At 69.8% G+C, this 13,193-nt stretch carries 12 protein-coding genes and 1 pseudogene; 8 read left to right on the forward strand and 5 right to left on the reverse strand.

Annotated features, from left to right (window positions below; genetic code table 11):
• The 5 genes from AB0M24_RS00970 to AB0M24_RS00990 are packed head-to-tail and all read left to right on the forward strand — an operon-like array spanning position 1 to position 5,932.
• Positions 1-1,212 (forward strand): MFS transporter, encoded by a 1,212-nt coding sequence (locus AB0M24_RS00970; protein WP_363758991.1) that lies wholly within the window; start codon positions 1-3, stop codon positions 1,210-1,212.
• A gap of 9 nt (positions 1,213-1,221) precedes the next feature.
• On the forward strand, positions 1,222-3,033 hold the full coding sequence (locus AB0M24_RS00975; protein WP_363758994.1) for a GNAT family N-acetyltransferase: 1,812 nt from the start codon (positions 1,222-1,224) through the stop codon (positions 3,031-3,033).
• 31 nt (positions 3,034-3,064) lie between these two features.
• Positions 3,065-4,063 carry a 3-oxoacyl-[acyl-carrier-protein] synthase III C-terminal domain-containing protein gene (locus AB0M24_RS00980; protein ID WP_363758997.1) on the forward strand — a complete coding sequence of 333 codons (999 nt, stop codon included), beginning with the start codon at positions 3,065-3,067 and terminating at the stop codon, positions 4,061-4,063.
• A gap of 2 nt (positions 4,064-4,065) precedes the next feature.
• The gene (locus AB0M24_RS00985; RefSeq protein ID WP_363759000.1) at positions 4,066-5,700 is read left to right on the forward strand and encodes an HAD-IIIC family phosphatase; all 1,635 of its coding nucleotides are present in this window, start codon (positions 4,066-4,068) and stop codon (positions 5,698-5,700) included.
• Positions 5,693-5,932, forward strand: coding sequence for a hypothetical protein (locus tag AB0M24_RS00990; RefSeq protein ID WP_363759003.1), 240 nt, complete (start codon positions 5,693-5,695; stop codon positions 5,930-5,932). Before AB0M24_RS00985 ends, AB0M24_RS00990 begins: the two co-directional genes overlap by 8 nt.
• On the opposite strand, the gene AB0M24_RS00995 is transcribed toward AB0M24_RS00990, so the two are convergent.
• From AB0M24_RS00995 to AB0M24_RS01005, 3 genes are all read right to left on the reverse strand, one after another.
• On the reverse strand, positions 5,913-7,160 hold the full coding sequence (locus AB0M24_RS00995; RefSeq protein ID WP_363759005.1) for a cation:proton antiporter: 1,248 nt from the start codon (positions 7,158-7,160) through the stop codon (positions 5,913-5,915). The genes AB0M24_RS00990 and AB0M24_RS00995 overlap by 20 nt on opposite strands.
• Positions 7,161-7,297: 137 nt before the next feature.
• Positions 7,298-8,734 (reverse strand): FAD-binding oxidoreductase, encoded by a 1,437-nt coding sequence (locus tag AB0M24_RS01000; RefSeq protein ID WP_363759008.1) that lies wholly within the window; start codon positions 8,732-8,734, stop codon positions 7,298-7,300.
• Between the two features lie 19 nt (positions 8,735-8,753).
• Positions 8,754-9,140, reverse strand: a complete 387-nt coding sequence (locus AB0M24_RS01005) for a helix-turn-helix domain-containing protein (protein WP_363759011.1) — start codon at positions 9,138-9,140, stop codon at positions 8,754-8,756.
• Between the two features lie 105 nt (positions 9,141-9,245).
• Here AB0M24_RS01005 and AB0M24_RS01010 point away from each other — a divergent pair, with 105 nt between their 5' ends.
• On the forward strand, positions 9,246-9,614 hold the full coding sequence (locus AB0M24_RS01010) for a DoxX family protein (RefSeq protein WP_363759014.1): 369 nt from the start codon (positions 9,246-9,248) through the stop codon (positions 9,612-9,614).
• On the opposite strand, the pseudogene AB0M24_RS01015 reads toward AB0M24_RS01010, so the two are convergent.
• A pseudogene (locus AB0M24_RS01015) lies at positions 9,556-11,057 on the reverse strand (pyridoxal-dependent decarboxylase). The gene AB0M24_RS01010 and the pseudogene AB0M24_RS01015 sit on opposite strands and share 59 nt — an antisense overlap.
• 6 nt (positions 11,058-11,063) lie before the next feature.
• On the opposite strand from AB0M24_RS01015, the gene AB0M24_RS01020 reads away from it, so the two are divergent.
• Both AB0M24_RS01020 and AB0M24_RS01025 read left to right on the forward strand, forming a co-directional pair.
• On the forward strand, positions 11,064-11,495 hold the full coding sequence (locus AB0M24_RS01020; protein ID WP_363759017.1) for an Lrp/AsnC family transcriptional regulator: 432 nt from the start codon (positions 11,064-11,066) through the stop codon (positions 11,493-11,495).
• A 35-nt stretch (positions 11,496-11,530) separates the two neighbouring features.
• Positions 11,531-11,998, forward strand: coding sequence for a helix-turn-helix domain-containing protein (locus tag AB0M24_RS01025; RefSeq protein WP_363759020.1), 468 nt, complete (start codon positions 11,531-11,533; stop codon positions 11,996-11,998).
• On the opposite strand, the gene AB0M24_RS01030 is transcribed toward AB0M24_RS01025, so the two are convergent.
• Complete coding sequence (locus AB0M24_RS01030; protein ID WP_363759023.1) at positions 11,982-13,145, reverse strand: acetyl-CoA C-acyltransferase; 1,164 nt, start codon at positions 13,143-13,145, stop codon at positions 11,982-11,984. The genes AB0M24_RS01025 and AB0M24_RS01030 overlap by 17 nt on opposite strands.
• Positions 13,146-13,193: the final 48 nt, after the last annotated feature.

The raw sequence follows: 13,193 nt of genomic DNA on the forward strand, positions 1-13,193 counted from the left end.
GTGACGCGGGCGAACCCCGAGGTGTCCGTGCGCGGCGTGTTCCTGCCGCTGCGGCACGCCGAGTTCCGGTGGCTGGTCGGCGGTCAGATGCTGTCGACGTTCGGCGACATGCTGCTCGTCGTCGCACTGCCGTTCGTGGTGCTGCGCCACGGCGACGCGGCCGACCTCACCGCGATGCTCACGGCCCTGGGGGTCGCCCGCATGGTTGGGTCGCCGCTCGGCGGGTGGCTCGCGGACCGGTGGCAGCCGCGCACGGTCATGCTCTTCACGGACGTGGCGCGGGCCGCGCTGCTCGCGGTGCTGGCGTTCCTGGTGGCGGGCGACGAGTTCTCGTTGCTGCACTTCGGGATCGGTGTCGTGCTGCTCGGCGCGCTGGACGGGGTGTTCCTGCCGGCGTACTGGGCGGTGCTGCCCGCGCTCGTCGAGGAGGACGAGCTTGCCGCGGGCAACGCCATCGGTGAGGGGCTGCTGGTGTTCACCGTCATGGTGGGTACGCTCGTCGGTGGGCTGGCCAGCGCGGCGCTGAGTGCTCCCACCGTTCTGACGATCGACGCGGTCACGTTCGCGCTGTCGGGCTGTGCGCTGTTGTTCCTGCGTTCACGCCCGGGAGTGCGCGAGGAGGAGGGCAACGGCGGGTTCTGGTCGTTCGCCAGGGGATCGCGGCTCTTCCTGTCGATCACGCTGATCGCGGGCGTGCTGCACCTGGCATCGGCGGGCACTTTGAACGTCGCCCTGCCGGTGCTCGCGGACGAACGGTCCGCCGACGGCCAGCGGGTGTTCGGCGTGCTGCTCGGCGCGCAGGGTGCCGGACTGCTCGTGGGAACGCTGATCGCCGGTCTGCTGTGGGGTTTCCGGCGGCGCGGCCTGGCCGCGGTGGCGTTGCTGGTGGTCCACGGCGTGGTGCTGATCCTGTTCCCGCGACTGCCGGAACCGGTCGCGCCGATGGCGGCGATGTTCGTGCTGGGTGCTGTGGCGGGGATCTTGAGCATCCTCGCGGTGACGATCCTGCAGCAGATCTCCCCACCGGCCGTGCGGGGCAGGGTGATGGCGGTGTTCTCCGCCGTGACGCTGGGCGCCTATCCGTTGTCGGCGGTGCTGGTCGGCACGGTGGTGGTCGGTGTGGGCGCGCCGGCCGCGTTCCTGGTGAGCGGACTGGGTGTGCTGGTGACGGCGGCGATCGGGTTCGGCCAACGTGCGTTGCGAGAGGCCTGAGGAGTGGTGATGACATATCCCGAGCCGGGCGGACCGCCGTTGCCGGTGCTGCCGCCGCCGTGGACCGTGCGGCCGCTGAGTCCGGACGACGCCGGCCTGGTGGCGGACTGGATGAGCAAGCCGCACGTGGCCACCGCGTGGGACCAGGCGTGGTCGCGCGAGCGGTGGGCCGAGGAGATCGCGCGGCAGGTCGCGGGCGATCACTCGGTGCCCTGCGTGGCTTCCTACGACGGGCGTCCGCTGGCGTACCTGGAGATCTACCGGGTGGTGCGCGACCGGCTCGCCGCGCACTACCCGGCCGGTCGCTTCGACCTCGGCGTGCACGTGGCCATCGGCGAGCCGCACGACATCGGGCGTGGCCTGGGCAGTGCGCTGCTGCGGGCCGTGGCCGACGGTCTGCTGGCCGCCGAACCCGAGTGCTCGCAGGTGGTGGCGGAGCCGAACGTGGTGAACGTGGCGTCGCAGCGGGCGTTTCGCAACGCCGGGTTCCAGCACGCGGGAGAAGTGGTGTTCCCGCACAAGAAAGCGGCGCTGCTGATCCGCTCGCGGGTGGACGTCGCGGACGTCGTGGGCATCGGCTTCGGCCCGGCGAACCTGGCGCTGGCGGTCGCACTGGCCGAGCGCGACGGGGTGACGGCGCGCTTCCTGGAACGCCAGGACGGGTTCTGCTGGCACCGCGACATGCTGCTGGACGGTGCCACCGTGCAGGTGTCGTTCCTCAAGGACCTCGTGACGATGCGCAACCCCACCAGCGAGTTCGGGTTCCTGTCGTACTTGGCGGCCAAGGACAGGCTGGTGGAGTTCATCAACCACAAGACGTTGTTCCCGTCGCGGGTCGAGTTCAACGACTACATGTCGTGGGTGGCGGGCTGTTTCTCCGAGCAGGTCTCCTACGGCTCCGAGGTCGTCAGCGTCCGGCCGATCGTCGGTGGGGCCGGCGTCGACGAGGTCGAGGTCGTCACCAGCCTCGGTGGCCGGGTCCGGTGCCGCGACCTGGTGCTGGCGACGGGCCTGCGTCCAGTGCTGCCCTCTGGTGTTGAGCCGTCGGACCGCGTGTGGCACAGCGACGAACTGCTGTCCCGCCTGGAGAAGGTGGACACCGACCCGCGCCGCGTCGTGGTGCTCGGCGCCGGCCAGAGCGCGGCCGAGGTGGTCGAGTACGTGCACCGCCGCTACCCGCACGCCGAGGTGTGCGCGGTGTTCGGCCGCTACGGCTACTCGCCGGCCGACGACAGCCCGTTCGCGAACAGGGTGTTCGACCCGGCCGCGGTGGACACGTTCTACGGCGCTCCGGACGCGGTCAAGGAACGCGTGCTCGCGTACCACCGCAACACCAACTACTCGGTGGTGGACCTGGAACTGATCCAGGAGCTGTACCGGCGTGGCTACCAGGAGCTGGTCACCGGCGAGCAGCGGCTGCGGGTGCTCAACCTGTCCACTGTGGACCAGGTGCGATCCGGGCCGGACGGGGTGGTGGCCGACGTGGTGTCGCTGGCGACCGGGGAGCGGTCGTCGCTGGAGGCGGACTTCCTGGTGTGTGCCACGGGGTATCGCGAGGCTGACGTGTTCTCGTTGTTGGGGGAGTTGGGGGAGTACTGCGTGCGCGATGAGCTCGGGCGGCCCGTGGTGGGGCGGGACTACCGGGTGCGGACGGTGCCGGAGGTGTCGTGCCGGATCTACCTGCAGGGGCCGACGGAGCACTCGCACGGGATCAGCTCCGGGTTGCTGTCGACGGTGGCGGTGCGGGCGGGGGAGATCGCCCGGTCCATTGTGGACGGGGCTCGGTCGCGGGATCGGGAGGCCTTGGTGGTGCGGTCATGAGGAGCGGGGAATCCGGTTCGGTGGTGTCGCCATGAGCTTCGGTGTGGCCGGCTTCGGCGTGGCCCTCGGCGATCCGGTCTCCGTGGCCGATGTCGCGTCCTCCTACATCACCGACCAGCGGCAGCTCTCCGGCTGGGGATACCGGACCTTCCACCGAGCCCCTGACTCGACCGGCATCACCGATCTCGCCGTGACCGCCGGGCGACGAGCCCTGGACGCCGCCGGCGTGAGCCCGGACGAGATCGACGTCGTGGTGCTGGCGATCTCCGACATAGCCGAGCACCTGTACTGGGATCCGGCGGCCGCCTGCCAGTACCGCATCGGCGCGTTCGGAGCCGAGGCGATCCTGGTCAACCAGGCGTGCGGGGGAGCGGTGACCGCGTTCGACACGGTCGCCGGCCGGTTCGCGACCCATCCGGAGCATCGGACGGCGTTGATCGTGGGGGCGAACCGGGTGTGCGAGGCGTACGTGAACCGGATGGCGGCCAACACCTGCGTCAACGGCGACGGTGCGGCCGCCGCGGTGGTGCGCCGGGACGAGGAACGGCTGCGGTGGCGCGTCACCGAGACGCTGACCGACGGCCGGTTCGCCGACTACTTCCGGCTGGACGGGGGCACCGCCAAGCCGTTCACCGCGGAGCCGCCGCGGCTGCGTGATCCGTTCACCCGGCTCTCGGAGTTCTTCGACGAGGACGTGGTCGCGATGCTCGAGTTCGCGCGGATGACCGTCGACCGCACCCGCGAGGTCGTGGAGCGGGCGTGCAAACGGGCCGGGGTCGCAGAGGTGGCGCGGGTGGTGCACCTCAACGACAACGTGACGGCGCTGGGCGACCTGGCGAAGGCGTTGGGGTTGCCGCTGGACAGGGTGAACGCCGATGTCGCCGCAGCACACGGGCATCTGGGGTGCGCGGACCAGATCCTCGGGCTGAAGTGGCTGGTGGAGCGCGATCTCGTCAAGCAGGGCGAGGTGGTGGCGCTGACCAGCACGGGCAGCGGAATGCACTGGACCTGCACGTTGATCGAGGTGTGAGGATGACGCTGAAAGTGGCTGTGGCGGCCACGTTCACCGCCGACGGAGTGCTGCCGCCGTTGCGGTCCGCGCTGGAACAGGCCGGGATCGAGGCGGAGCTGCACCTGTGCCCGTTCGGCCAGGTCGAGACCGAGCTGACGGCGCCGGACTCGGGGCTCGCCCGCTTCGCTCCCGACGTCACGTTGGTGTTGCTCCACGACGGGGCTTTCCTGCCGCAGGGCTGGGATCCGACGCGGCTGGACGACGTGGAGCAGGCGGTGACGGCACGCATTGCGTCGCTGGAGGCCGCGGTCGCCGGACGGGGAACCGTGGTGCTGCACACCGTGCCGCTGTCCAGGGTGGAGCAGCGCACTGTGGTGTCGTACCGCGGTCGTGCGCTGCTGGGCCGGCTGTGGCGGACACTCAACCAAGCACTGCTGGAGCTGCCCGAACGGCATCCGTCGGTGTACGTCCTCGACTTCGAGGCGCTGCTCGTGGACGAAGAGGGACCGGTCAGGGACGACCGGCTCTACCGGTACGCCGCGATGGCCTGGAGCGCCGCGACCGAGCGGGCCTACGCCAGGGAGGCTGCCGCGTTCTGCCGGGCGGTGGCCGGGCGCTCGGCGAAGGTGCTCGTGGTCGACGGCGACAACACGCTCTGGGACGGCGTGGTCGGCGACGAGGGCGTCGGGCTGGGCTCGCTCTACCCCGGGAACGCGCACGTGGATCTGCAACGGCGGGCGCTGGCGTTGCGGCGTCAGGGCGTGCTGCTCGCGTTGGCCAGCAAGAACTCCGCCGAGGTGGTGGACGCGCTGCTGGCCGAGCATCCCGGCATGGTGCTGCGGGCGCCGGACTTCGTGGCGCGGGCGGTGAACTGGCGGCCCAAGGACGAGAACCTGCGGGAGCTGGCTCAGGAGCTGAACGTCGGGCTCGACTCGTTCGTCTTCGCCGATGACAGCAGGTTCGAACGCGAGCTGGTCCGCCAGGCCCTGCCGCAGGTGCGGGTGGTGCCGCTGGACGGGGATCCGGCCGGCTTCAGCGACCTCGTCCTCGCGGACGACCACTTCGCCGTGCTGGACACGACCGAGACCGACCGGTCGCGCACCGACCTCTACCGGGCGCGGCGGGAACGACACAGGTCCGCCGCTTTCAGCTCGCCGGAGGAGTACCTGCACGGGCTGGGGCTCGTCGTGCGCGTAAGCGAGGCCACCACCTACGACCTGCCGAGGCTGGTGCAGCTGTCGTTGCGCACCAACCAGTTCGTGCTGGTGCGAGGCGCGCATTCCGAGGCGGAGACGCGCGAGTACGCGGAGTCTCCCGAACGGCTGCTGCTCGCGATCGAGGTGTCCGACCGGTTCGGCGACGAAGGAGTGGTCGGCGGGATCTGGGTCAGCTGCGGCCAGACGTGGACGATCGACAACTTCGTGCTCAGCTGCCGGGTGTTCTCGCGCGGCGTCGAGCACACCGCGCTGCAGGCCGTGGTGAACCGCGCGATCACTGCCGGTGCAACCCGATTGGATGCCGCTTTCGTTGCCACAGAACGCAACCAGCCCGCCGCGGCGTTCCACGAGTCGGTGGGGTTCGGCCTGCCGTTGAGCCCACCACCCGAACTGAAACCCGCGTGGGCGACGTTGATCGAGGAGACCGCTGATGTCTGACGTGCTGACCGACCTCGTCCCCCTGGTCGCGGAAGTCTCCCGCACCAGCGAGGTCACCGGCGAGTCCCGGTTCGAGCAGCTCGCGGAGTGGAGCAGCATGGCCGCGTTGCGGTTGCTGGCGCAGGTCGAACCGCGCTGGAACGTGCGGCTCGACCTGCGGCGCTACCTCGCCACCGAGACCGTCGCGGAACTGGCCGGCGTGATCGCCGAGCTCAGGTCTTCTTCGAGGTGAGCCGCCGCGCGATCGCCCCGGAGCCGATGCCGTGCAGCACCACGCTGCCGAGCACGCAGATCACGGTGATCGTCAGGATCGTGTCGGCGGCCTTGCCCAGCGGCAGCTTGTTGTAGGCCAGCAACCCGAACACGATCGTCGTCGTGCCGCGCGGTCCCAGCGATCCGATGAGCAGGCGTTCCTTTCCGGACAACCGCGATCCGAGGAACGCGAGGAACACCGGAACGAGCCGGATCACCGTGAGCACGGCGGCGGAGAAGAGCACCTCCTGCCACGTGACGCCGTCCCAGAAGATCAGCACAGAGGCAATGCCCACGACGAACCACATGGTCATCGTGAGCACGCCGGTGACGTCCTCCAGCAGGTGCAGGTCGGTGTCGAGCGCGTCGGAGCGGGCCTCCGACCGTCCCTTGTGGATCCTTCGCGCTTTCAACAACCGGTGCACGTAACGGAAAGCGATACCGCAGACGAACGAGGCGACGAAGCCGTTGCCGTCGATCGCGACTGTGGCGGTGTAGGTCAGCAGTGGCGCGAGCAGCACCGCGACGCGAGCGGACTGCGGGCTCACCCACCCTGCCTGGTGCGCGCGGTCCATGAGCCAGCCGAGCAGCGCGCCGATCACGACACCGGCGACGATCGCCTTGACCGCGAACGGCAGCACCGTGCCGAGTGCCTCCAGCGGCGTGCGTTCCTGCGACTCGTCACCTGCCAGGATCAGCGCGAACAGGAACAGCGGCGAGACGATGCCGTCGTTGTAGCCGCTCTCGATGTTGAGCGTGCCGCGCACCCGCACCGAGAGCGCCCGATCGCGGACCACCCGTTCCGCCGGCGCGAAGTCCGTCGGCACCGTCACGCACGCGACCAGGATCAGCGCCGCCCACGACAGGCTCGGGAACAGCAGCCAGCCCACCACGGCGGCCAGCGCGATGCTCACCGGCATGGCGACGAGCAGCACGCGTGCCACCAGCCCGGGGTACGCGCCCCACAGACGGCCCGCGCGCACCTCGGTGGCGTCGACGAACAGCAGCACCGCGAGGATGATCTCCGCCGCGTGCTGCACCGACTCGGTGTTGAGGCCCTCGGCGATGGCGCTCTCGTTGAACCACCCCACGGCGACACCGGCCAGCACCATCAGGATCGGTGCGCCGAGGTACCAGCGGTCCAGGCGCTCCGCAGCCAGGGACCGGACGACCATGGCGAACGCCGCGGCGAGCAACAGCGAGTTCATGCGCGGACTCCCGAGGTGAACGCGTCGACGAGGATCAGGGCGTTCATGCGCGGACTCCCCAGGTGAACGCGCAGACGACGAGCAGGGCGTTCATGCGCAGACTCCCCAGGTGAACGCGCCCACGATTACCAGGGCGTTCATGCGCCGATTCCTTGCGCGAACGCGAAGACACGATCCGGGTCGTACTTCGCGGCCACTTCCTTCAGCCGTGGCAGGTTGCCGCTGTAGTACGCCTGAGCCCAGTTCGGGAGCTTCGGGTCGATGTAGTTGACGTACCCGGTCTCGCCGACCAGGTCGCCCAGACCGTCGCGCACCCGGCCCATCGCCTCCGCGGTCGATGGAGCGCTCTCCGGTGGCGTCTTGAAGTAGATCTGGGCGGACGCGAGCGCCGTGCGGTGCGGGAACGCCGTGGCGTCGTTGGCGACGGCGGCCACCGCGCCGCGGAGCCCGTCGAAGATCAGGTACGACTCGTCGGACTGGCCGTTCATCAGGGCGACTGCCCTGGCGGGGTCGGCGATCGGCTCGCGAACGATGCGCGAGGAGGCGACGAACGACTCGTGCTCGATCCCGCTGCCCGCGAAGTACTGCACGGACTCGGCGTAGCTCTGCGGCTGGATGAACCGGTTCGCGGGCGCGGGCAGGCCGCTCACCAGCGCCGCCAGGTCGCCGACCGAACCGATGAAGCAGCCACCGACGCGGCACGTCGGCTGGGCGCCGCCGCGGACCACGAGGTTCGACCACAGTTCTCCCGGAGCGTCCGCGATCCACGTCTGCCAGGCGCCGAGCACGTCCGCGGTCGCACCCGCGTTGTACTGGAGCGAGAACACGGTGACGTTCGGCGCGGGCACGGTGGTGAACACGAACTCGGTGACGATCCCGAAGTTGCCGCCACCTCCACCCCGCAACGCCCAGAAGAGGTCGGGTTCCTGCTGGGCCGACGCGGTGAGCACGCGGCCGTCCGCCGTCACCACGGTCGCGGACACCAGGTGATCGCAGGTCAGGCCGTACTTGCGGGAGAGCACGCCGATGCCGCCGCCGAGCGTGAGACCCGCGACGCCCACGGTCGGGCACGTACCGGTGGGCAGCGCGCGGCCGGAGGCGGCGAGCACCCGGGAAACGTCTCCGAGTTGCGCTCCCGCGCCGACGCGGACCTGGTCGCCCGGCAGGATCTCGACGGCCTCGAGCTCTCGGAGATCGATCTGCAGGCCGTTCTCCGGCGAGGAGTAACCGGCGTAGCTGTGGCCGCCGCTGCGGGCCGCGATGGGAACGCGTTTCCCGGCCGCTTCGAGGCAGGCCTGGATGTCCGCGGGCGAGGCGACGCGGGCGATCGCGGCGGGCTTGCGGTTGTCCCACACGGGGTTGAAGCCCTGGTAGGTGAAGCCGTCCTCGCCGGGCAGGATGAGCTTGCCGGACATCTTCGAGCGCAGAGCGGTCCAGTCCGGCGGTCCACTCGGAACGGACGAAGTGGACACAGGGGTGGTGGTGACCGGAGCACCGGACGGCGAGGTGCACGCGGCGAGCGCGGCGCCGGCACCCGCGAGCCCGGCGGCTTTCAGAAACCTGCGGCGATCCACCCGGCGATGATGCCGCAGTTCAGCACGGGGTGGGTGGCAGCGCGCCCGTGCGGTTGGCGTTGATCTCGTCACGGTGCTCGATCGCCCACTCGGCGAGCGCGATCACCAGCGGCACCAGCGTCTGGCCCAGCGGCGTCACCTCGTACTCGACGCGCGGCGGCACCTCGGCGTACGCGGTGCGGCTGACCAGGCCGCTCTCGGCCAGGTGCTTCAACGTGAGCGTGAGCATGCGCTGGGAGATGCCGTTGATCGCCTTCTCCAACTCGCCGAACCGCAGCGGGCCCTCCCGGAGCGCGCCGATCACCAGCAGGCTCCACTTGTCGCTGATGCGGTCGAACACCTCGCGGACCGCGCCGCCGTCGTTCAGCTGCGGCGGGCAGGTCCGCGGTCGGGTGATGCCGGTCACACGCCACCTCGCTTTCCTGGACACATACATCGATGTGCCTTTTGCAGCTCTCCAAAACTCACAGACCATGAGGTTACGCACAAGTCGTAAGAATTGGAGTATGCGGTGAACATCGCGCTGTGGGTGGTGCAGGGTCTGCTGGCGGCGGCCTACCTCGCGGGAGGGCTCATGAAGCTCGTGCGCTCCCGCGAGGAGATGGTGGCGTCCGGCAACTTCAACTGGGCGAAGGACATGAGCGACAGCGCCGTGAAGGGGATCGGCGCGGTCGAGGTGCTCGGCGCGCTCGGTCTCGTCCTGCCCTGGCTGACCGGCATCGCCCCGGTGCTGACGCCGATCGCCGCGGTCGGCCTGGTGATCGTTCAGGTGGGCGCGGCTCGCGTGCACCTGAAGCTGGGCGAGACGAAGTCGTTGCCCGTCAACGTGGTTCTGCTGCTGCTGGCCGCGTTCGTGGCTGTTGGGCGGTTCGCGGGCTGAGCCGGCGCAGGCGGTCGAGGATCAGGTCGATGTCGGCGGTGGTGGTGCGGTGGTTCGTGATGCACGCGCGAATGCCCCGTTTCCCCGCCACGACAACGGGTCCGAGCAGGGCGACGTTCTCGGCCGCCAGCGTCTTCAGCAGTTCCGTGTGATCGGCTCCCTCCACCCGCCAGCAGACGGCCGTGAGGGTGACCGGTGCGAGCAGGGTGAGTCCCGGCGTGGCCTCGATGCCCGCGGCGAGCCGCTGGGCGAGGTCGAGGGTGCGTTCGTTGGCGGTGCGGAAAGATTCCACGCCGAACGCCTGGAGAGCGCTCCACACCTTGAAAGCCTTGAAGTTGCGGGAGAGCTGGGGCCCGTAGTCCATGTAGTCGGTCATCAGCGGGTCGTCGGCGACCGTCAGGTACGAGGAGTCGAACGCGTAGGCGTCCCGGAGTTTCGCGCCGTCCTTGACGAGCAGGCAGCCTGCTTCCAGTGACGCGAACAGCAGCTTGTGCGGGTCGAGGGTGATCGAGTCGGCGCGGGCACAGCCGCCCATCAGGTCGCGCATGCGGTCGGACAGCAGGAAAAGCGCGCCGTACGCGCCGTCGACGTGCAGCCAGAGGTCTTCGCGATGGCGTCGAGCGGGTCCACCGAGCCGGTCGACACCGTGCCGCAGGTGGCGACGACGCACCACGGCTGGAGCCCGGCCTTCCGGTCCTCTTCGACGGCTTTGCGCAGCGCTTGAACGTCCATGCGGTGCTGGTCGTCGGTGCGGATGTGGCGCACGTTGTCCAGGCCGATGCCGAGGATCGCGGCGGCCTTGTCCACGCTGCGGTGCGCCTCGACGGAGGTGTAGACGACGAGCGGGGGAGCGTCGCGTTGCAGGCCGTTCGCGTGGAAGTCCGGCACGCGGTCGTTGAGCGCGGTGGCGAGTGCCTGGAGCGTGGCGAGTGACCCGCCTCCGGTGAGGATTCCCTTGCTGCTGCTGGGAAAGCCGATGACGCTCGCGAGCCATTCGAGCACCGACCGTTCGACTACGCTGGCGGCGGGGGAGAGCTGCCAGAAGTTGCAGTTCTGGTTGAGCGCGGCGGCCACGGCCTCGGCGTACGGGGCGATGCCGTGGGGCGGGCCGAGGACGTAGGCGAGGAACCTCGGGTGCGCGATCGTGGTCGAGTTGGGCAGGATCGCGCTCTCCCAGCTGTCGAACACGGCGTCGACTCCCAGACCCTGTTCCGGCATCGGGGTGGCGAGGAGTTCGGCGAGTCGAGCGCGGTCCGGTTCCGGCAGGATGTCGGCCTTGGGCAGGCCGCGTTCGTAGCCGTCCAGCAGGGCGAGCAGGCGCGTGCCGGCCTTGTCGCGTTCGTCGTCGGTCAGCAGAAGTTCGTTCACAACAAGCAGATTAGAAAACTTGGCAGAGCACGCGATTGCTACTTGTGCTGCGATTGGGGCCACCGGTGGCATCATTGACCTGTGGATCGCATCGACCGCGCAATAATCCGCCACCTCCAGGAGGACGGGCGGCTCACCAACACCGAGCTGGCCGACAAGGTGGGGCTCACGCCGTCGCCGTGCCTGCGCCGGGTGCGGGCGCTGGAGGAGGCCGGGGTGATCACCGGGTACCACGCGGCCGTGGACCCAGTCGCGCTCGGCCGCGGGTTCCGCGTGCTCGTGCACATCGACCTCGCCGCCCAGGACACGGCGACGATCGAGGCGTTCGAGGAACAGATCGCCGGGATGGACGCCGTCGAGTCGTGCTCGCGGATGTTCGGCCAGCCCGACTACCACCTGTGGGTCGCGGTGGCGGACATCGCCGCGTACGAGCAGTTCTACATGTCCGCGCTGACCGGGCTGCCGGGCGTGGCGCGCACGAACTCCCAGTTTCCGATGAAGACCGTGAAGTGAAGCTGGGTTTGCTGCGGTAAAGTCAGAGTATGCCCATGGAGATGCGCGGACCGTTGGCCGCATTGGACAAGTGGCAGCCGCAACGCTGCTCGGTGACGCTGGCGCTGGACGTCATCGGCACCAAGTCCGCGCTTCTGCTGTTGCGCGAAGCCTTCTACGGCACCACGCGGTTCGACGCTTTCGTGCGGCGCGTGGGGATCACCGAGGCGGTGGCGGCCAAGCGTCTCAAGGAGCTGGTGGACGCCGGTCTGTTCGAGAAGCGCCCGTACCAGGAGCCGGGCGCGCGCACCCGCTACGAATACGTGCTGACCGAGCAAGGAAGTGCGTTGCTGCCGGTGATCGTCGCACTGATGCAGTGGGGCGACACCTACCTGCAGTCCGACGGCGGCCCGCTGCAGGTGGTGTCGTCGGCGACGGGGGAGCCGGTGACCGTGCAGATCGGCCCGGCCGCCGGGCCCGTGAGCCCGGACAGCCTGGCCGTCGAGCTCAGATCCGCTCGATGACGGTGGCGTTGGCGAGCCCGCCCGCCTCGCACATGACCTGCAGGCCGTAGCGGCCACCGGTCTGCTCGAGGTTGTTGAGCAGCGTCGTCATCAGCCGCGCGCCCGAGCTGCCGAGCGGGTGGCCGATCGCGATGGCGCCGCCGTTGACGTTGACCTTGGCGAGATCCGCGCCGGTCTCCTTCTGCCACGCCAGCACAACCGGCGCGAACGCCTCGTTGACCTCGAAGACGTCGATGTCCTGAATGGACAGTCCGGCCTTCGCGAGCACCTTCCGCGTGGCCGGGATGATCCCGGTGAGCATGAAGATCGGGTCGTCGCCCGCCACCGCGAACGAGTGCACGCGAGCCCTCGGGGTGAGGCCGAGCCGGTTCGCCGCCTCCTCGCTGGTGACGAGCACCGCCGCGGCACCGTCGTTGACCGGCGAGCTGTTGCCGGCCGTGATGCGCCAGTCCAGCTCGGGAAACCGGGTTTCCCAGTGCTCGTCGCGGAACGCGGTCCGCAGCCCGGCGAGCACCTCGGCGGTCGTGTCGGGGCGGATGGTCTCGTCGACGCCCAGGTCGTTGACCTTGGTGATCTGCGAGTCGAAGAGCCCGTTCTTCCACGCTCGCGCCGCGCGCTGGTGCGACTCGGCGGAGAACTCGTCGAGCCGGGCGCGGCTCAGGTCCCATTTGTGCGCGATCAGCTCCGCACTGATTCCCTGTGGCACCAGGCCGTACTTCGCGTGGACCCGGGGTCCGGCGAAGTCCTTGCCGAGCGTCTGCGACCCGATCGGGATCCGGCTCATCGACTCGACGCCCGACGCGATCGCGACGTCGTACGCCCCGGCGATCACACCTTGCGCCGCGAAGTGCAGCGCCTGCTGGCTCGACCCGCACTGCCGGTCGACCGTCACACCCGGCACGGACTCGGGAAACCCGGCCGCGAGCAGAGCCCAGCGAGCGGTGTTGCCGGACTGCTCGCCGACCTGGCCGACCGCGCCGCTGATCACGTCGTCGACCGCGGCGGGGTCGATGCCGGTGCGGTCGACCAGCGCCTTCAGAACCGTGCTGTGCAGGTCCACCGGGTGGATCTCGGAGTAGGCGCCGCCGGGCTTGCCCTTGGCGAGCGGGGTGCGGACGGCGTCGACGATGACGGCGGTGGTGCTCACGGCAGGTCCCCTTCTGACTATTGCTAGGTATAGCCAGACTACGCCCTG

It is taken from the genome of Lentzea sp. NPDC051838 (assembly GCF_040681245.1).
Lineage (GTDB): Bacteria > Actinomycetota > Actinomycetes > Mycobacteriales > Pseudonocardiaceae > Lentzea.